19 protein-coding genes are annotated in these 22,092 nt (G+C 71.7%); 11 read left to right on the top strand and 8 right to left on the bottom strand.

Annotation, left to right across the window (positions count from 1 at the left end; all coding sequences use genetic code 11):
- Positions 1-3 precede the first annotated feature (3 nt).
- The 3 genes from KKZ08_RS30995 (at position 4) to KKZ08_RS31005 (ending at position 5,273) form a co-directional block, all read left to right on the top strand.
- Positions 4-2,391, top strand: a complete 2,388-nt coding sequence (locus KKZ08_RS30995; RefSeq protein WP_223777572.1) for a molybdopterin cofactor-binding domain-containing protein — start codon at positions 4-6, stop codon at positions 2,389-2,391.
- A 224-nt stretch (positions 2,392-2,615) separates the two neighbouring features.
- Positions 2,616-4,034 (top strand): NCS2 family permease, encoded by a 1,419-nt coding sequence (locus KKZ08_RS31000; RefSeq protein ID WP_223777573.1) that lies wholly within the window; start codon positions 2,616-2,618, stop codon positions 4,032-4,034.
- 45 nt (positions 4,035-4,079) lie between these two features.
- Positions 4,080-5,273: an XdhC/CoxI family protein gene (locus KKZ08_RS31005; RefSeq protein ID WP_223777574.1), complete on the top strand. Its 1,194-nt coding sequence runs from the start codon at positions 4,080-4,082 to the stop codon at positions 5,271-5,273.
- Positions 5,274-5,318: 45 nt separating this feature from the next.
- Here the strand turns inward: KKZ08_RS31005 and KKZ08_RS31010 are convergent, their stop codons facing one another.
- From KKZ08_RS31010 to KKZ08_RS31025, 4 genes are all read right to left on the bottom strand, one after another.
- On the bottom strand, positions 5,319-5,753 hold the full coding sequence (locus KKZ08_RS31010; protein ID WP_223777575.1) for an SRPBCC family protein: 435 nt from the start codon (positions 5,751-5,753) through the stop codon (positions 5,319-5,321).
- A gap of 29 nt (positions 5,754-5,782) precedes the next feature.
- On the bottom strand, positions 5,783-6,544 hold the full coding sequence (locus tag KKZ08_RS31015; RefSeq protein ID WP_223779258.1) for a polysaccharide deacetylase family protein: 762 nt from the start codon (positions 6,542-6,544) through the stop codon (positions 5,783-5,785).
- A gap of 111 nt (positions 6,545-6,655) precedes the next feature.
- Complete coding sequence (locus tag KKZ08_RS31020) at positions 6,656-7,723, bottom strand: UDP-N-acetylmuramate dehydrogenase (protein ID WP_223777576.1); 1,068 nt, start codon at positions 7,721-7,723, stop codon at positions 6,656-6,658.
- Between the two features lie 287 nt (positions 7,724-8,010).
- Positions 8,011-9,312 (bottom strand): hypothetical protein, encoded by a 1,302-nt coding sequence (locus KKZ08_RS31025; protein ID WP_223777577.1) that lies wholly within the window; start codon positions 9,310-9,312, stop codon positions 8,011-8,013.
- A gap of 491 nt (positions 9,313-9,803) precedes the next feature.
- Between KKZ08_RS31025 and KKZ08_RS31030 the strand changes: the two genes are divergently transcribed.
- On the top strand, positions 9,804-10,574 hold the full coding sequence (locus KKZ08_RS31030; RefSeq protein WP_223777578.1) for an AfsR/SARP family transcriptional regulator: 771 nt from the start codon (positions 9,804-9,806) through the stop codon (positions 10,572-10,574).
- Between the two features lie 40 nt (positions 10,575-10,614).
- On the opposite strand, the gene KKZ08_RS31035 is transcribed toward KKZ08_RS31030, so the two are convergent.
- Positions 10,615-11,067, bottom strand: a complete 453-nt coding sequence (locus tag KKZ08_RS31035) for a nuclear transport factor 2 family protein (protein WP_223777579.1) — start codon at positions 11,065-11,067, stop codon at positions 10,615-10,617.
- Positions 11,068-11,266: 199 nt separating this feature from the next.
- Here KKZ08_RS31035 and KKZ08_RS31040 point away from each other — a divergent pair, with 199 nt between their 5' ends.
- Together KKZ08_RS31040 and KKZ08_RS31045 are read left to right on the top strand one after the other, a co-directional pair.
- Positions 11,267-12,871 carry an AMP-binding protein gene (locus tag KKZ08_RS31040; RefSeq protein WP_223777580.1) on the top strand — a complete coding sequence of 535 codons (1,605 nt, stop codon included), beginning with the start codon at positions 11,267-11,269 and terminating at the stop codon, positions 12,869-12,871.
- A 26-nt stretch (positions 12,872-12,897) separates the two neighbouring features.
- The gene (locus KKZ08_RS31045; RefSeq protein ID WP_223777581.1) at positions 12,898-13,677 is read left to right on the top strand and encodes an enoyl-CoA hydratase/isomerase family protein; all 780 of its coding nucleotides are present in this window, start codon (positions 12,898-12,900) and stop codon (positions 13,675-13,677) included.
- A 72-nt stretch (positions 13,678-13,749) separates the two neighbouring features.
- Here the strand turns inward: KKZ08_RS31045 and KKZ08_RS31050 are convergent, their stop codons facing one another.
- The 3 genes from KKZ08_RS31050 to KKZ08_RS31060 are packed head-to-tail and all read right to left on the bottom strand — an operon-like array spanning position 13,750 to position 16,533.
- Positions 13,750-14,952 (bottom strand): thiolase family protein, encoded by a 1,203-nt coding sequence (locus tag KKZ08_RS31050; protein ID WP_223777582.1) that lies wholly within the window; start codon positions 14,950-14,952, stop codon positions 13,750-13,752.
- Positions 14,949-15,701: a class I SAM-dependent methyltransferase gene (locus tag KKZ08_RS31055; RefSeq protein WP_223777583.1), complete on the bottom strand. Its 753-nt coding sequence runs from the start codon at positions 15,699-15,701 to the stop codon at positions 14,949-14,951. The genes KKZ08_RS31050 and KKZ08_RS31055 overlap by 4 nt, the downstream gene beginning before the upstream one ends.
- Positions 15,702-15,729: 28 nt before the next feature.
- A complete protein-coding gene (locus KKZ08_RS31060; RefSeq protein WP_223777584.1) occupies positions 15,730-16,533 on the bottom strand; it encodes an SDR family NAD(P)-dependent oxidoreductase in 804 nt (267 codons plus the stop codon).
- Between the two features lie 169 nt (positions 16,534-16,702).
- Here KKZ08_RS31060 and KKZ08_RS31065 point away from each other — a divergent pair, with 169 nt between their 5' ends.
- From KKZ08_RS31065 to KKZ08_RS31085, 5 genes are all read left to right on the top strand, one after another.
- Complete coding sequence (locus KKZ08_RS31065; protein WP_223777585.1) at positions 16,703-17,974, top strand: beta-ketoacyl-[acyl-carrier-protein] synthase family protein; 1,272 nt, start codon at positions 16,703-16,705, stop codon at positions 17,972-17,974.
- Complete coding sequence (locus KKZ08_RS31070; RefSeq protein ID WP_223777586.1) at positions 17,971-19,194, top strand: ketosynthase chain-length factor; 1,224 nt, start codon at positions 17,971-17,973, stop codon at positions 19,192-19,194. Before KKZ08_RS31065 ends, KKZ08_RS31070 begins: the two co-directional genes overlap by 4 nt.
- Positions 19,195-19,258: 64 nt before the next feature.
- Complete coding sequence (locus tag KKZ08_RS31075; protein ID WP_223777587.1) at positions 19,259-19,522, top strand: acyl carrier protein; 264 nt, start codon at positions 19,259-19,261, stop codon at positions 19,520-19,522.
- A 6-nt stretch (positions 19,523-19,528) separates the two neighbouring features.
- Entirely contained in the window at positions 19,529-20,542 is a 1,014-nt protein-coding gene (locus KKZ08_RS31080) for an acyltransferase domain-containing protein (RefSeq protein WP_223777588.1), read from the top strand.
- 55 nt (positions 20,543-20,597) lie between these two features.
- The gene (locus KKZ08_RS31085; protein WP_223777589.1) at positions 20,598-22,025 is read left to right on the top strand and encodes an FAD-binding protein; all 1,428 of its coding nucleotides are present in this window, start codon (positions 20,598-20,600) and stop codon (positions 22,023-22,025) included.
- The last annotated feature ends 67 nt before the right edge of the window (positions 22,026-22,092 follow it).

Here is a 22,092-nt window from a genome sequence, read left to right on the forward strand (position 1 = left end):
GCCATGGCCGACACCCGTACGACCGGTATCCCCGCGAAGGTCACCCAGGGCGCCAAGAGCAAGGGCGGCATCGGCGAGTCCACGCTCCGCCCCGACGGCACCCTGAAGGTCACCGGCGAGTTCGCCTACTCCTCGGACATGTGGCACGAGGACATGCTGTGGGGCCAGATCCTGCGCTCCACCGTGGCGCACGCCGAGATCGTCTCCATCGACACCTCCGAGGCCCTCGCGATGGCCGGCGTCCACGCCGTCCTGACGCACGAGGACCTGCCCGCCGCGAAGAACTACGGCATGGAGTACCAGGACACCCCCGTCCTGGCCTACGGCAAGGTCCGCCACCACGGTGAGCCGGTAGCCCTCGTGGCCGCCGACCACCCGGAGACCGCGCGCCGCGCCGCCGCGAAGATCAGGATCGAGTACCGCGAGCTGCCCCTCGTCACCGATGAGGCCTCCGCGCTCGCGCCGGACGCGATCCTGGTCCACGAGAACCGCGGCGACCACCACGCCGGCCACGTCACGCACCCGAACATCGTGCACCGCCAGCCGATCATCCGGGGCAACGCCGCCGAGGCCGCCAAGAAGGCCGACGTCATCGTCACCGGCGAGTACACCTTCGGCATGCAGGACCAGGCCTTCCTCGGCCCCGAGTCCGGCCTCGCGGTCCCCGCCGAGGACGGCGGCGTCGACCTGTACGTCGCCACCCAGTGGCTGCACTCCGACCTCAAGCAGATCGCGCCCTGCCTCGGCCTGCCCGAGGAGAAGGTGCGGATGACGATGGCCGGCGTCGGCGGCGCGTTCGGCGGCCGCGAGGACATCTCGATGCAGATCCTCGCCTCCGTGCTCGCGCTGCGCACGGGCAAGCCGGTGAAGATGGTCTACAACCGCTACGAGTCCTTCTTCGGCCACGTCCACCGGCACCCGGCGAAGCTCTACTACGAGCACGGTGCCACCAAGGACGGCAAGCTCACGCACATGAAGTGCAAGATCGTCCTGGACGGCGGCGCCTACATGTCGTCCACACCGTCGGTCGTGGGCAACGCCGCGTCCCTCTCGGTCGGCCCGTACGTCGTCGACGACGTCGAGATCGAGGCGATCGGCCTCTACACCAACAACCCGCCCTGCGGCGCCATGCGCGGCTTCGGCGCGGTCCAGGCGTGCTTCGCCTACGAGGCGCAGATGGACAAGCTGGCCGCGAAGCTCGGCATGGACCCGGTGGAGTTCCGGCAGAAGAACGCCATGGAGCAGGGCACGATCATGCCGACCGGCCAGCCGGTCGACTCGCCCGCGCCGGTCGCCGAACTGCTGCGCCGCGTCAAGGCCCGCCCGATGCCGCCCGAGCGCCAGTGGGAGTCCAGCGAGGGCGCCGACGTCCGCGCGTTGCCCGGCGGTCTGTCCAACACCACGCACGGCGAGGGCGTCGTCCGCGGTGTCGGCTACGCGGTCGGCATCAAGAACGTCGGCTTCTCCGAGGGCTTCGACGACTACTCGACCGCCAAGATCCGTCTTGAGGTCATCAACGGCGAGGCCGTCGCCACGGTGCACACCGCCGCGGCGGAGGTCGGCCAGGGCGGCGTCACCATCCACGCGCAGATCGCCCGTACCGAGCTGGGCGTCCAGCAGGTCACCATCCACCCCGCCGACACCCAGGTGGGCTCGGCCGGTTCGACCTCCGCGGGCCGCCAGACGTACATGACCGGCGGCGCCATCAAGAACTCCTGCTCGATCGTCCGCGAGAAGGTCCTGGAGATCGGCCGGCGCAAGTTCGGCTCGTACCACCCGGCGTGGGCGAGTGCCGAACTCCTCCTGGAGGGCGGCAAGGTCGTCACCGACGGCGGCGAGGCCCTCGCCTCCCTGGTGGACGTCCTGGAGGACGAGGCCGTGGAGATCGAGGAGGAGTGGCGCCACCGCCCCACCCAGCCCTTCGACCTCGTCACCGGCCAGGGCAACGGCCACGTCCAGTACGCGTTCGCCGCGCACCGCGCGGTGGTGGAGGTCGACACCGAGCTCGGCCTGGTCAAGGTCATCGAGCTGGCCTGCGCGCAGGACGTCGGCAAGGCGATCAACCCGCTCTCCGTCATCGGCCAGATCCAGGGTGGCACCACCCAGGGCCTGGGCGTGGCGGTGATGGAGGAGATCATCGTCGACCCGAAGACCGCGAAGGTGAAGAACCCTTCCTTCACGGACTACCTGATCCCGACCCTCCTCGACACGCCGACCATCCCGGTCGACTACCTCGAACTGGCCGACCCCAACGCTCCCTACGGAGTACGCGGGATCGGCGAGGCCCCGACCCTCTCGTCCACCCCGGCGGTCCTCGCGGCCATCAGGAACGCGACGGGTCTTGAGCTCACCAAGACGCCGGTACGGCCCGAACACCTCACCGGTACCTGATCCGTCCGGATCACGCAGAGCCTCCGAGCGGTGTGTGCCTCCCAGGAACGTCACACTTCCCGCCGCCCACACCGCTCGGAACCCAACTCCCCGTCGTGACGAGGGAGATGCCGTCGTCCCTCGTGATGTCCGTCATGAGGGAGATGTCGTTCGTCTCGGGCCGTCCCCCGGGTCGTGCAGCCAACGCACCATCCCAAATCCCGCAAACTTTCGCGGGTGCCCCTGTGAACCTTGGGAGTGGCACGCGTCCCGGAAGCGGGTCTTGGCTCGACCGGTACTTTCACATATCCCGGAGAGGATCCACGGTCGCGCGCGAGGTGCGCGGCGGAATCACCACCTTCATGGCGATGGCGTACATCGTCCTGCTCAACCCCGTGCTCCTGTCCGGCAAGGATGCGGCGGGCAACACCATGAGCCATCAGGCACTGGTCACCGCGACGGCGCTCGCCGCCGCGGCCACCACCCTCCTGATGGGCTTCGTCGGCAAGGTGCCGCTGGCCCTGGCCGCCGGACTCTCCGTGTCCGGAGTCATCGCCTCACAGGTCGCACCCGAGATGACGTGGCCGCAGGCCATGGGCATGTGCGTGATGTACGGCGTCGTGATCATGCTCCTTGTGGTCACCGGGCTCCGCGAAATGATCATGAATGCGATCCCGCTCGCCCTCAAACATGGCATCACCATGGGCATCGGCCTGTTCATCGCCATGATCGGCCTGGTCAAGGGCGGCTTCGTCCACCCCGGCAAGGCGACCCCGCTCTCGCTCGGCCCGGCCGGCGAGCTCTCGGGCTGGCCCGTCCTGCTCTTCGCGGGCACCCTGCTCCTCATCTTCATGCTCCAGGCGCGCAACACCCCCGGCGCGATCCTGATCGGCATCATCACCGGCACGGTGGTCGCCCTCATCCTCAACGCCCTGGATGTCATCGACCCCAAGCAGTGGGCCAACGGCGCCCCCGAGCTGCACGGCAGCGCGGTCTCCTCGCCCGACTTCTCGCTCTTCGGCGACGTCGAGTTCGGCGGCTGGGGCGAGGTCGGCGCGATGACGGTCGGCATGATCGTCTTCACGCTGGTGCTCGCCGGGTTCTTCGACGCGATGGCCACCATCATCGGCGTCGGCACCGAGGCCAACCTCGCCGACGACAAGGGCCGCATGCCGGGCCTGTCCAAGGCACTGTTCATCGACGGCGCCGGCGGCGCCATCGGCGGCGTGGCGGGCGGCTCCGGCCAGACCGTCTTCGTCGAGTCCGCGACCGGCGTCGGGGAAGGCGCCCGCACCGGCCTCGCCTCGGTCGTCACCGGCCTGTTCTTCGCGGCCTGCCTCTTCTTCACGCCGATCACCGCGATCGTGCCCCAGGAGGTCGCCTCCGCCGCGCTCGTCGTCATCGGAGCGATGATGATGATGAACGCCCGGCACGTCGACTGGGCCGACCGGGCCACCGCCATCCCGGTCTTCCTGACCGTCGTCCTCATGCCCTTCACGTACACCATCACCACCGGTGTCGCGGCGGGCGTCATCGCCTGGGTCGCCATCAAGATCGCCCAGGGGAAGGCAAGGGAGATCGGCGCCTTCATGTGGGGCCTGACGCTGGTCTTCCTCGTCTACTTCGCCCTCAACCCCATCGAAGGATGGCTGGGCGTCCACTGAGGCGCCGGGCCCTCCGCACACCCGTAGAGCCTTGAGGAGGCCGACATGCTGGACATCGCCGACGAGCTGCACCGGTGGATCGGGCAGGGACGTGACTTCGCCGTCGCCACGGTCGTGGCGGTCGGCGGCAGCGCGCCCCGGCAGCCCGGCGCCGCACTCGCCGTCGACGCGTCCGGCACGGCCATCGGCTCGGTCTCCGGCGGCTGTGTGGAGGGCGCCGTCTACGAACTGTGCAGGCAGGCGCTGGAGGACGGCGAGACCGTCCTCGAACGCTTCGGCTACAGCGACGAGGACGCCTTCGCCGTGGGTCTGACCTGCGGCGGCGTCATCGACATCCTCGTCACCCCGGTCCGCGCGGACACCCCGTCGCGACCAGTGCTCGCCGCCGCCCTCGCCGCCGCCTCCTCGGGGCGCGCGGCGGCGGTCGCCCGCGTCACCGCCGGGCCGGCCGAGCTGCTGGGCCGCGCCCTTCTCGTACGTCCTTTGGACGAGGTTCGACCTTCCGGCGACTACGGGGCTGAGTACGAGGACGGGTACGAGGGCGGCCTGGGCGGACATCCGGAGCTGGACCGCACGGTCGCCGGGGAGGCCCGCGCCCTGCTCGACGCGGGGCGCACCGCGACCGTGGAGATCGGCGAGGACGGGTCACGGTGCGGATCGCCGCTGACGGTCCTCGTCGAGTCGAGCGTGCCGCCGCCCCGCATGATCGTCTTCGGTGCGATCGACTTCGCCTCGGCGCTCGTACGCATCGGCAAGTTCCTCGGCTACCACGTCACCGTGTGCGACGCGCGCCCCGTCTTCGCGACGGCCGCGCGCTTCCCCGACGCCGACGAGATCGTCGTCGAGTGGCCGCACCGCTACCTCGAGACCACCGGCGTCGACGCCCGCACCGTGCTGTGCGTGCTGACCCACGACGCCAAGTTCGACGTACCGCTGCTGCGCCTCGCGCTGCGGCTGCCCGTCGCCTACGTCGGCGCGATGGGCTCGCGCCGCACCCATGAGGACCGCAACGCCCGGCTGCGCGAAGTCGGCGTCACCGACCTTGAGCTGGCGCGGCTGAGGTCGCCCATCGGCCTGGACCTCGGCGCCCGTACGCCCGAGGAGACCGCCCTGTCCATCGCCGCGGAGATCGTTGCCAACCGGCGTGGCGGCAGCGGTGTCTCGCTCACCGGCGCGCACACGCCGATCCACCATGACGGCGCGCACAAGCCGGCGGGGCGGATCGGGTCGGTGGCCTGAGCCGACGGAGGCAGGTCCGGGCGCCGCCTGGGCGGTCGGACACGGTCACGCCTTGGTGAGGCGCGTGACCACGCGCGCGAACACCGGCCGGGCGACCGCGGACAGCGCGCCGTCGAAGAGCGGCGGCAGCAGCCGCAGCCGCAGTTCCTCGTGCCAGACGATCCGGGAGCCGGCGGGACCCGGCCCCACCTCGATCTCCGCCCAGCCCATGACGGCCCCGCCCCGCTTCTCCAGGCGGCACCGGCCCGGCGTGGCGCCCTCGGGGGGCCGCCAGTCGACGACCTCCATCGTGTCGTCGAAGCCGATGGGGCCGAGCGCGGTGCGGGCGACGAAGACCGTGCCCACGCGTGTGGGCGGGGGAGTGCGGACCGTGACGCGGGTGAGCGGGACGGCCTCGCCGTGCCGTTCCCACGTGGTGAGGCGGCGCCATGCCTCGGCGGGCGGCAGGGCCGTTTCCCTGGTGAACCGGAAGAGTGCCACGCCACCGAGGCTAATGCCCCTGCCTGCGGCTAGCGGTAGACCTTGCCGGGCTCGGCCTTGCCCGGTGCGAGCAGCTGGGAGACCGTCACGAAGACGTAGCCCCGCTTCTTCAGCTCGGCGATGACGCCGGGCACGGCCGGCACGGTGCCCTTGTAGATGTCGTGCAGCAGGATGATGCCGTCCCGCTTGGTCTGGTCGATGACCCGCTGCTGGATCAGCTTGGAGTCATTGGTCGTGTAGTCCTTCGCGGTGACGGTCCACAGGACCTCCGAGAGCCCGAGCTCCTTGGAGAGCTTGTTGATGTCCTCGTTCGTGCGGCCCTGCGGCGGCCGCATCAGCGTCGGCTTCTTGCCTATGAGCTTCTCTATCGCCTTGTTGGGGCGCTCCAGCTCCTCGCGCGCCTCGGCCAGGTCGATCTTCGTGAGGATCTTGTGCGACCAGGTGTGGCTCGCCACCTCGTGGCCCTCGGCGTCCATCTGCTTGACGAGCTCGGGGTACTTCACGATGTGGTTCTTGCCGAGCGTGAAGAAGGTGGCGGGGACCTTCTCCTTCTTGAGGATCTCGAGCAGCCCGGGCGTGTTCTCGCTGGGCCCCGCGTCGAAGGTCAGCGCCACGCACTTGGCCTTGCGGCAGTCGACCGTGCCGAACGTCCCCTGGTCCGCGCCCTCCTTGCGGACGGTGCTGGGCGAGGTGGTGTCGAGCCTGGTGCACCCGGTCAGCGCGAGGACGAGGGCCGCCCCCGCCGCGAGGGCGGAGGCGGTGCGAGGCAACCTTCTCGGTCCGCGCGTCATCTTCAAGGCAGCGAAAGGCGTGTTCAGGGCAGGCATGCGAGCACTATACACGCCGCGTATACAGTCAGTTCATAGTGAGCAATCCGCTTCCTTGATGGGCAATCCGTTGCTTCATTGGGCGCAATCCCAGTCGCCGAGAAAGTCGATCTCGGGGGAGAGCCGCACCCCGGTGCGCCCCTCGACCCGCCGCCGCACGATCTCCACGGCCGCGCGGAAGCGGGCGGCGCCGGCGCCGTCGGTGGGCTCCTCCGCCACCAGCGTGTAGTGCAGGGACGAGACCCGGACACCCGGGGTGATGGGCCGGCGGAGTTCGAAGCCCGCCTCCCTGATCAGCCAGCTCGCGCTCACCCGGGTGGAGCCGTCCGGGAAGCTGTTCACCGGCGCGTCGCGCGCCCGCAGCCGCTCGGCCTGCGCGGGGCTGATCTCGGGGCTGAGGAAGACGCTGCCCACCGAACGCTCGTCCGCGGCCGAGCAGCCGAGCACCATCCCCTTGCCGCGCCGGACCGACAGCACCGCCCGGGCGGCTTCGGCCAGGGGCACGCTGCTGCCGAGCGGGACGTCGAGCTCCGCCGCGACCTGGCGGTAGCCGACGGGGGCGCTGAGCGGTGAACGGCGCAGGGCGAAGACGAGCCCGAGCAGCGTCCAGCGCCGGGACCGCTTGAACATGCTGGTGCGGTGGCCGAGGCCGCACTCGGCGGCGGCCAGCGTGACGTGACGGCGCGTCCGCCAGTCCCACGCCCGCACCGCGACGAGCGAGTCGGAGATCTCCTGGCCGTACGCGCCGACGTTCTGGACCGGCGTGGCCCCCACCGTGCCGGGGATGCCGGTCAGCATCTCCATGCCCTTGAGGCCCTCGGCGACGGTGGCCTCCACCAGGTCCGCCAGCGCGTGGCCCGCCTGGACCTCGATCCGGACGGGGTCCGCCCGGGGGCCGTCCAGGAAGCGGATGCCTCGGGTGGCCATACGCAGCACGGGAGTGGAGCAACCGGAGTCGTGCACCAGGGTGTTGCTGCCCGCACCGAGACAGACCGGGGGCCCGGCGCGCCCCACCTCGCCGGTGACGAGGGCGACGACCTCGGGGAAGTCCGCCGGGTCGGCCAGCTCCACGAGCGTGGCGGCCGGGCCGCCGAGGCCCAGAGTCGTCAGGGGGGCGAGCGGGGCCCCGTGCGTCACATGCATACGGTGCGGTTCTCCCTCGTGTGGCGGTTGGTGGGGTCGGCGGGGCGGTGCGGGTGGTCTCGGGGGCGGTCAGCTCGCGTGGCGGAGTTGGGAGTCGGGCCGGGTGCGAGTAGGTGGGCCGTGGGTTGGACGGCGTGTTGGGCTGGTGTGCTGTCGAGGCTCAGGGTTGTCGGTGGGGCGGGCGGGGCCCTGTGTGTCGCATGTATACGGTGCGGTGCTCGGTGGTAAGTCGACGGTGGGGCGGGCGGGGCCCGTGCGTCACATGCATACCGCGCGGTACTCGGTGGTCAGCTCGCGCGGCGGAGTTCGGCCGGGGCGAGCAAATGGTCCATGCGCTGGACCACGTGCCGGGCCGGTGCGCTGTCGAGGCCGACGAGTCGTCGGCGGAGCCCCGCGAGCCGGGTCGTGGCCCGCAGGGAGGTGATTCTCTCGGCCAGGTCCAGGGCGCCCATCGCCGCCGTGGCCGCGCCGTCGACGTCTCTGCGGGCCAGCCGCGCCTCGGCCAGCGAGGCCGAGTGCAGCAGCCTGTTGCGCGGCTGCTGGTCGCCGAACATCTCCAGGCCGCGCCGCAGGTGCCACTCCGCGCGCTCGGGTCGCCCCAGTTCGAGCCAGGCCCGCCCGGCGTCGGCCACGATGACGCCGGGAGACAGCCAGTAGGCCCAGGGCTCGCCCTCCCCGCCGTCGTACTGGCTGAGCTCCGCCGCGTTGTCCAGCGCGCGCTGGCAGCTCGCCTGATCGCCGAGTGCCGCGTGCGCCCTGGCCTCGCGGGTGGCGAGCAGCGCCTGCCGGATGCCGGGCGCCCCCTCGGCCGCCCCCTTGCGGGCGATGCGGATCAGGCGCAGCGCGTCATGGCCCTGCCCGGCCCAGACGGCCCGGTAGCTCATGCAGGACACGATGTACGCACCGAGCCCGCGGTCGCCCGCGGTCCGGGCCGCCTGGAGCGCCCGCAGGAAGTGGGCCCTGCTCTCCCGCTCCAGGCCTAGGTCGGCGGCCAGCCACCCGGCCAGCTGGCCGAGTTCGGCGACGGCCCGGTGGAGCCGGGCGCCGACGTCGGTGTCGTAGGCGTACTCGGCCGTCAACCGCCTCGCCCACCGCAGGTCCTGTCTCGTCCAGTCCAGGACGAGGTGTCCGCCGCGGTCGTCGTCCAGGCGGCGCAGCTGGCGGATGCGGGCGCCCAGGACGTCGAGGTCGAGGGGGGTGACCTCCTCGCCGCGGGAGCGCGACGGCGCGGCGGGTCCCTCGGTCACCAGCCAGTCCACGGCCGTCGAGACCAGCTGCCGTCCCGACACCTGAGGCGGCGTCGGGCCGCCCGGGGAGCATGGCGGCGCCGGCTTCGCGCGGTGGGAGCCGGCCGCGAAGTGCTGGGGCCAGATCGTCTCCACCTCGACGGGTTCCCCCAGCCGCTCGGAGAGGATCTTCGCCACCACGTGGGGGAGCTGGCGCCGCGGGCAGGAGCCGCGGAGCCAGTTGTACGGCGCCTTGCTGCTGATGGTCCCCGGCCCGCACAGGTAATTGATCTCGCGGGCGAGTCGCTCGGGTGACCAGGCCAGTCGGGACAGACATCTCGCTAACACCGATGCATCACTCATCGATCGCAGACCTTGGTCTCAAGGCGCTCGGCAGAGGTGCGAACGCCGACAGGTTCAGGTGGGGGGTGGGGGCGGACCCGCGCAAGGGGCCGCGTGCGGTGCTCCCCCGCTCAGGTTTCTGTGCCTCAAGGGCCCTGCCCATGAGGAAATGCGGTCAATCTGTGATCAGGGACACATGGGGTGTGCAAGTAGTCGATGCGGCGCGGACCAGGTGTTTTTGCATTCAACTGAATTCAACCGGCACGGCTGCTCCCCATGGCGGGCCCGGTCCAAACCCCGGCCGGTGAATCTGACCGGCCTGACCGATCTGACCGAGCTGACCGCTGGACCGCCTTCACCAAGTGATCGGCGATGTGCTGAAGTTGTTCATATTGCTCGAAAGATTGACAAGAACCCCTGCACTGACAGAGCGCTGACAGACCTCTTCGACCGTCAGGGCCCAATTGGCCCCTCGCATCAGGAGTTCCATGGAAATCGACGTTCTCGGACACGTGTCACTCGCCGCCGGCGGACAGCGCGTCACGCCGAGCGCCGCGAAGACCAAACAGGTGCTGACCCTCCTTCTGGTCAACGCCAATCATCTGGTCACCCTGCCCACCCTCATCGAGGAACTCTGGGACGAGCACCCGCCCGCCACCGCCGTCAGCACTTTGCAGACCTATGTATTCCAGCTGCGCAGGCTTATCGCCCATCTGCTCCCAGAGGAATCCCCCAAGGACATACTCGCCACCACGCCGAACGGTTACGTCTTCCATGTCGGCCCCGGGGAATTGGATCTCCACCGCTATGAAGACCTCGTGGGCTGCGGGCGGCGCGCATTCGCCGCCGGTGACCACGAGAACGCCGCGAAATGCCTCCGCTCGGCCGAACGGCTCTTCACTGGACCCGCGCTGGCGGATATCCGTCCCGGCTGTCATCTCCAGGCGGAAACCGTACGGCTGGAAGCGGCAAGGACCGGTTCCCTGGAAATCCGCATCGAGGCGGAGCTCGCCCTCGGAAAGCACCATGAACTCCTCAGCGAACTGAGCGGACTGGCGTCCCGCCACCCGCAACACGAGAATTTCCACCGCCAGTTGATGCTGGCCCTCTACCGGTGCGGCAGCCGCCCACACGCCCTCGACGTCTTCAACCGGCTCCGCCGCGCGCTCGTCGAGGACCTGGGGCTGGAGCCCTCCGCGGAACTCCAGCGGTTGCAGCGGGCGATCCTCGCCGCCGACCCACGGCTCAGCAGACCGGAGCGGCCGGCGACCGTGGGCGGCTGAGCCGGAGCCCACGCCGCTCGTACCGCGCGGCCGCCCCGAGTCAGTCCTTCGGGAGGTCGTCGCGGTACACCTGGCGGTGCCTGATGCGCAGCCGGCCCTCCTCGCGGACGAAGACGTCCTCGCACGTGCAGAACAGCTCCAGGACCGAAGCGCCGTCCCGGGGAGTCCTGATGAGCTGCGCGTAGGTCCTGGCGACCACCGTCCCGTCGGGCCCCGCCCCGACCTCCAGGGCGCTCACGCAGTGCCGCCGCAGCACCCCCTGCTCCACCAGCTTGCGCGCCGCCGCCGCGGCCCCGTCCGCGATCGCGGCGCGGCCCGTCTGCGGATCGGGGCGGGCGTTGGTCCTGAAGACGGCGTCCTCGGTGAAGTCGCCCGTCCAGTCCGCCACGCGGCCCTCGTCCATGGCACGCATATGGCGTCCGTAGAACTGCTGGAGCTCCACGTACAGCGCGGTCGTGTCGATGTGGCCCGCCGAACCCTCCACTGCTGTCATGCCGCCTGCTCCCCTCGAAGCCAGATTCCGGCTGCTGTCCCGGTGACCGTCGCACCGCACGGTCGAGCGGCGGTACAGGGCGGATCTCGCCGCCTGGTCCAGGCGCGCTTGCTCGGCTTTCGACCGCCGCGTGATGCAGTGCCGGACAACCGAGGCCTGCCGCCCGCCAGGCCTTTCGAGCGACGGAAGGCGTATTCCCGTGAGCCCGTCACCCATCGCAGGCGCGATGCTTTTCGACCGCGCACGCGCCGCCGCGCAGCCGCGCTGGAACACCATCGGCGAGCTGCTGCGCGACTCCGCCGACCGCTACGGCGACTGGGAGTTCCTGCGCTTCCCGGGGAAGTCCCTGAGCTTCGTCGAAGTGGAGGCGTACACCGGGCGGTTGGCCCGGGTCCTCATGGCGCACGGCGTGCGCCCCGGTGACCGCGTGGCGATCATGATGGGCAACGTGCCCGGATGGCCGCTGAGCTGGCTCGCCGTGACCAGGGCCGGGGCCATCGCCGTACCCGTCAACGCGCGCTGCGGCGAGGCCGACCTCAGACATGTGCTGACGGACTCCGGCAGCGTCCTCGCGCTCGCCTCGGAGGAGTGCGCCGGACTGATGCGGGCCGTGGCGGCGGACATCGGCACCCTCACCGAGGTGTGCACCCTGGGCGGCCTCGCCGCCGAACTCGCCGGCACCCGGCCCGACGACCCCGGCGTCCGCGTCGCGCCTTCGCACCTGGCCAACCTCCAGTACACCTCGGGGACCACGGGCTTCCCCAAGGCCTGCATGCTCTCCCACGACTACTGGCTCAGGACCGCCTGGCTGATGGCGCTGGCCGCCGAACTCCACGCCGACGACGTCGTCCTGACCGCACAGGCCTTCTCCTACATGGACCCGCAGTGGAACGCGCTGATGTGCCTGATGGGCGGCGTGCCCCTCGTCGTGCTCCCGCGGTTCTCCGCCTCCGGCTTCTGGGGCGCCGTACGCGAACACGGGGCGACGCTGACCTACGTACTGGGCACGATGCCCCTGCTGATGTCCAAGCAGCCCCGGCATCCGCTGGACCGCGACAACTCCATGCGCCTGGTTCTCTGTTCGGGAATCGCCCGGGAACGGCACCGCGATTTCGAGGAGCGCTGGGGCGCGCCGTGGCGGGAGGTCTACGGCTCGACCGAGAGCGGACTCGACCTGTTCGTCCCGCCGTACGCCGCCGAGACCGTCGGCAGCGGCGCCATGGGGCTGCCTCCCCAGGGCAAGGAGGTCCTGGTCGTCGACGGCGCGGGCAGTCAGCTGCCGACCGGTGAGGCCGGTGAGATCGTCGTCCGGGGCAAACCGATGATGGACGGCTACTGGAACCACCCGGAGGCGACGGCGCGGGCGTTCAGAGGCGGCCGGTTCCACACCGGGGACCTGGGCTTCCGTGACGAGGCCGGATACATCCACCACGCGGGACGCCTCAAGGACATGATCCGAAGGGGCGGCGAGAACATCTCGCCCGCCGAGGTGGAGGCCGTACTGGAGGGCCACTCCGCCGTGCTGGCCGCAGCCGTCGTCGCCATCCCCGACCCGCTCTTCGAGGAGCTGCCGAAGGCCTTCGTGCAGCTGCGGCCAGGCCGCGTTCCCGACGCCGGGACGGCCACGAGCGTGCTCGACCACGCCCGTCGGCGCCTCGCACGGTTCAAGGTGCCCGCCTACCTGGAGTTCGTCGACGCCTTCCCGATGACGCCCTCGGCGCGCATCCAGAAGCGGAAACTGCTGGAACCGGCACGGGACCAGCGCGCGGGTTCCTTCGACGCCGCCCGCGACGCGTGGGCGTGACCACCGACACGAAAGGGGGGTGCTCCATGACGGCTTGGGAGCCCCGGTCCGGCCACATCGACGTATCCGTACGCGACCGCGTGGCCGTGGTCACCCTGGACCGGCCGGAGAAACTGAACGCCCTCACCGGGGACATGCGCCGCGAACTCGCCGCGCTGCTACGGCACTTCGGCGACGGCCGACAGGTGTGCGGCGTCGTCCTCACGGGCACAGGGCGGGCCTTCTCGGCGGGGGAGGACCTGCGCGAGGCGGCCGCGACCGGGCCGAACGGGATGGTCCTTGAGGCCGAACTGTTCCACGACATCACCCGCGCGGCACTGCGGACGCGCGTCCCGACCGTCGCCGCACTCAACGGCGTGGCCGTCGGCGGCGCCGGTGAGATGACGCTCTGCTTCGACGCCCGGCTCGGGACCCCGGAGGCCGCGTACCACTTCCCGGAGAACGACATCGGCCTGACCGTCACCAACGCGGCCAGCGTCCTTCTGCCGCGCCTGGTGGGCGCGGCCGAAGCGCTGCGGCTCGTCCTGGACAGTGCACGTGTCGACGCCCAACAGGCCCGGGAAATCGGCCTGTTGGACGACGTCGTGGCACCGGACGATCTGCTGCCGGCCGCGATCCGCCTCGTACGCCGATGGGGCCGGCCCGGCGCGGCCACCGCCGCCCATCTCGCCCTGCTGCGCCCCTCGCCGGACTTGGTCGAGGCCGCCCTCGGGCGGGAGACGCGGGCCGTGCGGCACACCGAGGACACCGGCAGCGCGCGAGCGGGCATCGAACGGTTCATCGCGGCGCGGGACGCCCGCCGGTAGCAGGAGTGTGGCCTCCGCCGGAGTCGGCGGAGGCCACACCATTGCCTCGTGTCCCTGGACGGGGCGGGCGTGTCAGCCGGTGACCTCGACGACCAGCGCGGCCGCCGTGTCCCCGGCCGCGCACCCCGTGAACAGCCCGACGCCACCACCGCGCAGCCGCAGCTCCTCGACGAGTTCGGCGACGGAACGCAGCCCCGTCGGGCCCTGCGGATGGCCGAAGACGAGACTGCTGCCGTACGCGTTCATGGCCTCCGGCGCCACCCCCGTCTCGCGGGCGAAGTAGAGGTCGTTGACCGCGAAGGGGTTGTGCGTCGTGATCGCGTCGACGTCCGTGATCTCCCGGCCCGCCGCCTTCAGCGCCGCCCCCGCCGCGGGCACCAGCGCCTGCGGCATGTGCAGCGGCGCCACCCGCGCGAAACCGGCCGCCAGCAGGCGTACGTACCCTTCGCCGCCGGACAGGTCCCTCGCCCGCCGGGCCGTGGTGACCAGTGCGCCCGCCGAGCCGTCCGCCGGGTGGGTCTGGGAGGCGGCCGTGTGGACGCCGCCCGGCCGGGCCGCGGGCAGTCGCCCCGCCCGGCCGGGCTCCACCGGCCGCACCCCTTCGTCGGCCGAGACGACCACCGGCTCCCCGTCGTCGGCCGGAGTGACGGCGGCATCGACCATGTACCGCCGCTGGAAGGCCCGGTCGTCGGCGAGGGCCGCCGCGTACTGCTGCGAGCGCAGGACGGCCAGCGCGTCCGCGTCGCGGCGCGTGAATCCGCACTCCGCCGCCACCGTCTCCGCGGTGGCCAGCATGTTCTCGCCGGTACAGGGATCACGCGCGAAGCTGTCCTTGACCCAGTCCTCCGCCACGGGCTCCCGCCCTGCGCCCGGCACCGGCCAGGTCAGCCGGGGCCCGTTGCTCGTACGGTCCGCCGTCACCACCAGCTGCGGACCCGCGCCGCCGGCGACCGTGCCCGCGGCCTGGTGCAGGGCGGCCACCGACGTCGCACACGCCTGGCTGACCATCGGCCCCGAGACGCCGGGCAGGCCGAGGCGGGTGGCGACGGTCGGGGCACCGTAGAAGATGGCGGGCTGCGGGACCGTCCAGCCCAGGACCAGACCGTCCACCTCGCCCCGGTCGATGCCCCGCTGCGCCAGCGCCCTGTCGGTGACGCAGACGGCGAGGTCGAGGCCGGAGACCGCGGCGAGAGAGCCTCCCCACTTCACGAACGGCGAGGACCACAGCCCGCCGAGCGGGATCCCCACGTCCTGATACGCCACCCCGGACGTCACGGGCGCCCGCCTCCGCCACCCGGGGCGTTGCGCACGGAGCCGCCCCGGCCGTCCGCGCCGGCCGGGGACGCCTTCGCCACGAACAGGGCGACGCTGCCCCTGACTTCGAGCCAGTGCCAGTCGAAGTACCGCTCCAGCGCGTCGTGCAGCATCGGCACGCTGTCCAGCTGGTTGTGGAACGAACCCTGGCGCTGGTAGAGCCGGTTGAACGCCCGCGAGACCGGGGTGTGGGGGACACCGCGCGTCAGGACGGTGCTGCCGAACAGCACACCCCCCGGCGCCAGGGCCTGCCGCAGGTGCTTGAAGACCAGCTGCTTGCCCTGCGGAGGGTTCGGCACGCAGTGCAGCACGTAGTTGAAGGCGATCGAGGAGAAGCCCGGCCCGCCGAAGTCCGGCAGCGGTTCGAGCACGTCCGCCTGCCGGGTGCGCGGCGCGTAGCGGCTCAGCCGCTGGGCCACGAACCGCAGCGGGTCCGGGTTGAGGTCCAGCAGGGTGATGTCGGGATCGGCCGTCGGGAAACGGCAGTGGTCGAGGTAGTAGCCGGACCCCGGGCCCACCTCCAGATGGGAGGAGCTGATCCAGGAGTTGTAGTGCCCCAGCAGGCGCGCCTTGGGACAGCGCCACAGCAGGCGGTTCGACGCCTTCACCACCACGGCGTCGTACAGCCTCAGGCGCCGCTCCTCGTAGTAGGGCTGGCCCTCGAACTCCTCGCCCGGCGAGAGAGACGATGCCGGTACCTGAACGGTCATATGTCCATACCCCTTGCGGTCGTGGAGATCAGTGGCTGCCGAGTCCGCCGCAGACGTTCAGCGCCTGGGCCGTCACCGAGCCGGCCGCCGGGCCGACGAGGTAGCGCACCATCGCGGCGACCTCCTCGGGCGTCGAGTAGCGGCCGAGCGGGATCTTCGCCTCGAAGTCCGCGAGCACCTGCTCCTCGCTGACGTGGGTGAGCCGCGCGTAGCTCTTGCGGATGTCCTGCGCCATGGGCGTCTCCACATAGCCGGGGCACACCGCGTTCACCGTCGGCCCGGTGGCCGCGTACTCCTTCGCCAAGGCCTTCGTGAAGCCGATGACCCCGGCCTTGGACGCGGAGTAGGGGGCGCCGAAGGGGACGCCCTGTTTGCCGCCCGTGGAGGCGATGTTGATGATGCGCCCACCGGGACGCCTGATCGGCTCGCTGGCGTTGATCACCGCGCGGGTCACCCAGAAGACGCTGTGGAGGTTGGTGTCGATGACGTCGAGCCACAGGTCGTCGGAGAGCTCCGCGGTGGGGCCGCCGCCCCCGCGGCCGGCGTTGTTGACCAGCACCCGCGGGGCGCCGTGGTCCCGCACGACCTCCTTGACCATGGCCTGTACGGCCTCCCGGTCGCGTACGTCGCAGGTGTACCCGGCGACATCGAAGGCGTCGTCCTCGGCGCGCAGCGAGGAGAGCGCGAAGTGGAGCCTGCCCGGGTCGCGTCCGACGACGACCACGGTGAGGCCGTCCGCCAGCAGGGCGCGGGCGATGGCGAACCCGATGCCGCTCGTGCCACCGGTGACCAGGGCGACGTCCCTCGGGCTGTGTTCGGCTGATGTAGGCATGGGGACAGGGTCGGCGCGGGCGATGCAGCGGCGGTCCAGTGGCGCTCGTGCCGCCCTTGAGCGGTGAGCGGCGGGTGGTGTGCCTGCGGTGGGCGGCGTGCACCGCCTTGCTCTGCGCCGGACCCCGCCTGGATCAGGGCTCTAGCGGGCCCCGGCAGGGTCTCCCACCGTGAGCCGACAAGTTGTCATTACTGGTCTGAGCGTTCTCGCACCGGGCTCGGCGGACACCGCGGGCTTCTGGGAAATGATCACGGAAGGCAGGAGTGCGATACGCAGAATCACGGCATTCGATCCCGCGGCCTTCCGTTCACAAGTGGCCGGGGAGATCGACTTCGACCCGTCGGCGGCGGGGTTCAGCCGCAGGGAGATACGGCGGCTCGACCGGGCGAGCCTGTTCTCCGTGGCCTGCGCCCGACGTGCCACGGCCGAGGCGGGCATCCACGCGGGCGAGGACACCGACCCGGGCCGGCTGGGCGTCACCGTCGGAACCGCGGTGGGCTCGGCCACCAGCATCGAAAGGGAGTACGTCGTCCTCTCCGACGAGGGCCGGGAGTGGCTCGTCGACGAGCAGTACAAGTCCCCGCACCTCTTCGACTACTTCGTCCCGGGCTCCATGGCCCGCGAGACGGCCTGGGCGGTGGGCGCCGAGGGCCCGGTCTCGGTCGTGTCCGCCGGCTGCACCTCGGGCATCGACGCGATCGGGCACGCCTACCAGCTGATCCAGGAAGGCAGCACGGACGTCATGGTGGCCGGGGCGACGGACGCCCCGATCACACCGATCGCCGTCGCCTGCTTCGACGCCATCGCGGCGACCACCCGCCGCAACGACACCCCGCACAACGCGGCCCGGCCCTTCGACCGGACGCGCGACGGCTTCGCGATCGCGGAAGGAGCGGCGATGCTCGTCCTTGAGGAGCGCGAGCGGGCCGAGCGCCGCGGCGCCGACATCTACGGTGAGATCACCGGCTACGCCTCGCACTCCAACGCGTACCACATGACCGGCCTGACCCCGCACGGCACGGAGATGTCCCGCGCGATCGACGCGGCGCTGGCCGAGGCGCGCACCGACCCCACCGAGGTCGACTACGTCAACGCCCACGGCTCGGGGACCCAGCAGAACGACCGCCACGAGACCGGGGCCATCAAGAGGAGCCTCGGCGGGCACGCGTACGACATCCCGGTGAGCTCGATCAAGTCGATGATCGGGCACTCGCTGGGCGCGATCGGCGCCATCGAGGTCGCCACGTGCGCGCTGGCGATGCGTCACGACACCGTGCCCCCTACGGCGAACCTGCACGAGAGCGACCCGGAGTGCGACCTGGACTACGTTCCGCTGCACGCGCGGGACAAGCGGCTCGACGCCGTGCTCACGGTGGGCAGCGGCTTCGGCGGGTTCCAGAGCGCGATGCTCCTGGAGAAGCGGCCGAGGAGGCGCGGATGAGCAGCGACACGGTCGTGACCGGACTCGGGGTGGTGGCACCCAACGGCTTGGGCACCGACGACTTCTGGAAGGCCACCCTCGAGGGCACCTGCGGCATCGGCGAACCACAGGAGTACGACGCGAGCGCGTACTCCGCCCGCCTCGCGGGCCGCATCCGGGACTTCGCCCCCCGGGAGCACCTGCCGGGGCGGCTCATGCCGCAGACCGACCGGGTCACGCGGCTCGCGCTCGTCGCCGCGGACTGGGCCCTCGCCGACGCCGAGGTGACGATGGCGGAGCTGGACGAGTTCACCTGCGGCGTCGTCACCTCCAACGCGACGGGCGGCTTCGAGTTCTCGCACCGCGAGATGCGGAAGCTGTGGACCCAGGGGCCCGGGCACGTCAGCGTGTACCAGTGCTTCGCCTGGTTCTACGCGGTCAACACCGGGCAGATCTCGATCCGCAACAACATGCGCGGCCCCGGCGGCGTCCTCGTCGCCGAGCAGGCGGGCGGCCTCGACGCGATCGGCCACGCGCGCCGCGTCCTGCGCCGGGGCCGGGCCCGGCTGATGCTGACCGGCGGCGTCGAGTCCTCGTTCGACCCATGGGGCTGGGTGTCACATCTGGCGTCCGGCACGGTCAGCGAGGCGCGGGACAGGACCGAGGCGTACCTCCCGTTCGACCCCCGGGCCAACGGCTACGTGCCGGGGGAGGGCGGGGCGATCCTCGCGCTGGAGGACGCGGGCGCCGCGCGCGGGCGCACCGGCCGCTCACCGTACGGGCGGATCACCGGGTACGCGGCGACCTTCGACCCGCCGCCCGCCTCGGGGCGCCCCGGCGGGCTGCGGAGGGCGATCGACGCGGCCCTCGCGGACGCGCGGCTGCGGCCGGACCAGATCGACCTGGTGGTCGCGGACGCCGCGGGGACGGCCGCCCTGGATGCCGAGGAAGCCGCCGCGCTCCGTGCGGTGTTCGGCCCCCGCGCGGTCCCGGTCTGCGCCCCGAAGACCATGGTGGGACGGCTCATGGCGGGCGCCGGCCCCCTCGACGTGGTGTACGGACTGCTCGCCATGCGGGACGGCGTCATCCCACCGGCCGTACACGTCGACAGCGTCGTCGACGACTACGACATCGACCTGGTCCTGACGGAGCCACGCCCCTGCGACATCGCGTCGGTCCTCGTACTGGCCCGAGGCGCGGGCGGCTTCAACACGGCGCTCATAGCCGAGGCGATGCCCTGACCTCGATCGACCCGTCTCGGCACCGACCCACCCGCAACTGCCCCCCCGCCCGGAAGGACACCCCATGATCACCCTCGAAGAGCTCCGTCTGATACTCGCCGAATGTGCCGGGGAAGAGCCCGAGGAGTCCGCCGGTGAGGACTTCGCCGACCGTCCCTTCGAGGAGCTCGGCTACGACTCGCTGGTGCTGCTCGAGACCTCCGCGCAGCTCAAGCACCGTCACGGCATCGACATCCCGGAGGACGTCATCCGGGAGTCGAAGTCCGCGCGGGCCGTCCTCGACCACATCAGGACGACGGCCCGCCCTACGGCGACGGCCGCGGACTGACGCGTCATGACGCCGGAACCGACCACCAGGAAGGTCGCGCTGCTCTTCCCCGGCCAGGGCGCCCAGCACCCGCGCATGGGCGCGGACCTGTACGGCGTCTCGCCGCGCTTCACCGAGATCATGGACCAGGCCTTCGACGCGTTCGGCGCGTCGGGCCGGGCCATCCGGGACGACTGGCTCGCCGCGGCGCCGTCCTCCTCGTACGACGACATCTCCCGCGCGCAGCCCCTCCTGTACGCGATCGACTACGCCATGGGCACGCTGCTCCTGGAGGCAGGGGTCCGGCCCGACGTCCTGCTGGGCCACAGCGTCGGGGAACTCGCCGCGGCGACGCTCGCCGGGGTCTTCGACTTCGAGAGCGGCCTTCGCCATCTGCGCGAGTTCGTAGCGATCTACGGCAGGGCGCCGCGCGGCGGAATGCTGGCCGTCGCCGCGACGCGGGAGCGCGTCGCCCCGTACCTGACGGACGACGTGGTGGTCGGCGCCGAGAACGGCCCGCGCCAACTCCTGCTCGCCGGCCCCGATCCCGCGCTGCACGACGTGGAACAGAGGCTGCGCGAGGACGGGTTCACCTGCGCCCGGGCGCGGGCGCTCCAGCCGTTCCACAGCCCCGTCATGCGCACCGTGGCCGAGGAGAGCGGGCCCCGCGAGGCACGGCTGCGACCGCGGGCGCCGCGCATCCCCGTCCACTCCGCCCGCACCGGACACATCCTTGCCGACGCCACCGCGGCCGATGAGGAGTTCTGGAGGGAGCAGCCCGCCGAACCCGTGCTGTTCGGCCCCGCCCTCCAGCGGCTGCTGGCCCGCGGCGACCATCTGCTCGTCGAGGCGGGGCCCGGGCAGAGCCTGACCGCGCTGGCCAGGCGCACCCGCGCCGTGGCCACCGGGCGCTCACTGGCCCTGCCCACCCTGCCACCCCGCCGCGAGCACCCCGGCGCCGACCTGCACATGTTCACCGCCACCGTGGACCAGCTGCGGGCGCACGGACACGCGTCCCGCACGCCGGTCCCGCTCGGCTGACACCGGACCCCCCTCCCGCCGAGCGCGGGGACGAGCCCAGGAGGACACCCAAGACATGCCGTCCACAGACACGCCGGCCACAGACACGCCGTCCACGACGATCGACGACGCGGCCCTCGCCGCATTCCGGCGGGCGTTCCGCGGGGAGCTGATCCTGCCCGGTGACACCGACTACGAAGAAGGCCGCCGCATCTGGAACGGCACCATCGACAAGCACCCCGCGCTCATCGCCCGCTGCACGGGCACGGACGACGTCGTGGCCGCCGTCGGCTTCGCCCGCACCCAAGGCCTGCTGGTCGCCGTGCGCGGCGGCGGGCACAGCATGGCCGGGCACTCGACCTGTGACGGCGGCATCGTCATCGACCTCTCGCCCATGAGCACGGTCAGGGTGAGCCGCGCCCGGCGCCGCGCGCGGGTCCAGGGCGGCTGCCTCCTCGGCGCCTTCGACACCGCGACACAGGCCCACATGCTGGCCACCCCGGCCGGCGTGGTGTCCCACACCGGCCTCGGCGGCCTGGTGCTCGGCGGCGGCTTCGGCTGGCTGAGCCGCAAGTACGGCCTCTCGATCGACAACCTCGTGCGGGCGGAGGTGGTCACCGCCGACGGCCGCGTGCTGACCGCCTCCGACACGGAGAACACCGAGCTGTTCTGGGGGCTGCGCGGGGGCGGCGGCAACTTCGGCGTGGTGACGGAGTTCGAGTTCGCGCTCCACGAGGTGGGCCCCGTCCGCTTCACCAGCGCCTACTTCTCCCTCGACGAGGGACGGCACGTGCTGCGCGCCTGGCGGGACCACATGGCGAAGGCCCCGGACGAGCTGTCGTGGGAGTGCTACCTGCGGCTGGCCCCGCCCCTGCCCGAGCTGCCCGAAGACCTGCGGGGCAAGCCCGTCATCTGTGCCATGGGCTGCTGGGTGGGCGACCCGCACGAGGGCGAGCGGCAGCTCGAAACCTTCCTCACCTGCGGCAAACCGTACGGACTGACCAAGGCGACGCTGCCCTACCGGGCGCTTCAGGCGTACTCCTTCCCCGGCGCCGTCGTACCCGACCGCATCTACACCAAGAGCGGGTACATGACGGAGCTGACCGAGGACGCCATCGACGTCGCCCTGTCTCATGCCTCACGCCTCACCTCGCCCTTCTCCCAGCTCGAACTGCTCTATCTGGCGGGCGCGGTGGCGCGGGTCCCGGACGAGGCGACGGCCTACGCCAACCGCCGCTCGCCCTTCGTCATCAACCTGGCCTCGGCCTGGATGAAGCCCACCGAGGACGAGCAGCACATCCGCTGGGCCCGCCAGGGCTTCGAGGCCTTCGGCCCCCACCTGTCCCGGGGCGGATACGTCAACTTCATGAACCCGGGGGAGGCCGGCCGGACCGAGGACTCCTACGGGCGCCCCAAGTTCGCCCGGCTCCAGGCGCTCAAGGCCGAGTACGACCCCGCCAACCTCTTCCGCCTCAACGCGAACATCGTCCCCGCCCCGCGCTAGGCGCCGGGGACCGCACTGCCGCCCCGGGCCCGCGGGAGACCCCTCCCTCTCCGGCCCGGGGCCTCGT

This window comes from Streptomyces sp. 135 (genome assembly GCF_020026305.1).
Classification (GTDB): Bacteria; Actinomycetota; Actinomycetes; order Streptomycetales; family Streptomycetaceae; genus Streptomyces.